The 1536-nt window shown below is 75.2% G+C and carries 1 pseudogene; it reads right to left on the bottom strand.

The features are described 5' to 3' along the window. Window positions 1-1438: pseudogene (locus tag AC27IQ_RS24300) on the bottom strand (AlkA N-terminal domain-containing protein); the annotation flags it as partial. Window positions 1439-1536: the final 98 nt, after the last annotated feature.

Raw genomic sequence — 1536 nt, 5'->3', positions numbered from 1 at the left:
CGTGGCCGCCTGGGCCGCGCGCGGCGCGCCCTGCACGCCCAGGGCCTTGTGCAGCGCCACGTCGCCCGCTGGAAACGCATCGGGCCAGCGCAGCGCCCGCATGGCGATGTACTGCGCCGTCCAGTCGCCGATGCCCGGCAGCTCACACAGCGCCGCCGTGGTGGCCGCCACGTCAGCCGCGCCGTGCAGCGCCAGGCGCCCGTGTCCACCGCCTGGGCCAGCGCCACGATGGCGGCCTGCCGCTGGCGCACGATGCCCAACTGCCCCAGCGCATCGCCCGCCGCGCCGGCCAGCACCGCGGGCGAGGGGAACAGCCGCGTCAGCGCCGGCCAGGGCGTGTCGATGGGCTCGCCGAAGCGCTCCATCAGCCGCTGCGCCAGCGTGCGGGCAGCGGCCACGGTGATCTGCTGGCCCAGCACGGCGCGCACCGCCAGCTCGAACCCGTCGAACGCGCCGGGCACGCGCAGCCCGTCGCCCTCGGGGAAGGCACCGTGCAGCACGGCGTTGATGGCCTGCGGGTCGGCGTCCAGGTCGAGCAGGGCGCGCACCCGCGCGATCACCAGCGGCAGCACCGGGTGCAGGTTGTCGCTGGTCTGCAGCAGCACCTGGGGACGGTCGGGGTCGAACCGGGCGCTCAGCCAGCCGGCATGCACCTGCCCGCCCGCCACCAGCCGCACCGTGCGGCGCAGGGCCTGCTCGCCCTCGGTGGACACCGACTCCACCGCATGCATCTGCCGCTTGGCGAAAAACGCCAGCAGGGCCGCACGTCCAGGGGCGGCCGGTAGGCCAGGCGCACCGTGCTGCTGGCGCCACCCGCCGCCGTGCCCGCGCCGGTCTTGCGCAACTGCGTGGGATTGAGCCCGTAGTGCCCGGCAAACGCCGCATTGAAGCGCCGCACGCTGCCGAAGCCGCTGGCCAGCGCCACCTGCGTGACGGGCAGGTCCGTGTCGGTCAGCAACTGCTTGGCGGCCAGCAGGCGGCGCGTCTGCAGGTATTGCAGGGGCGACACGCCCAAAGCCGTCTCGAAGATGCGGCGCAGATGCCGGTCGCTCACGCCCAGCCGGGCGGCCAGGCGCTGCAGGGGGGACGGGCCGGTGGCGCTGGCCTCCCACGCGCCTTCGCCCTCCAGCAGGCGCAGCGCCTCGCGCACCAGGATGTCGGGTGCGTCCTGCACCGACCAGGCCAGCGCGCGCGGCGCCAGTTCGGGCCGGCAGCGCAGGCAGGGCCGAAAACCCGCGCTCTCGGCCTGGGCGGCCAGCACGAAGAAGCGGCAGTTCTCGCGCCGCGGCGTGCGCACCGCGCACACCGGCCGGCAGTAGATGCCGGTGGAGGTCACGCCGGTGAAGAACCGCCCGTCGAAGCGCGCATCCCGGGCCGCCATCGCCCGGTAGCGGGCATCGTCGGCATCGGGAGCCAGGGGAGCGCGGGGCGCTGTCATGAAGGGCCATCATAGGCCGGCGACGCGGCAGCGCTGGCCGTTTCCGGACATGTGCCTGACGCGCAGGGGACGCGCCGGGCGCGGCTGAAGATGCGGCG

The organism is Acidovorax sp. KPB24-07, assembly GCF_057543315.1.
The sequence above is the reverse complement of the archived record's forward strand: the minus strand, read 5'-3'. Positions and strand labels throughout refer to the sequence as shown.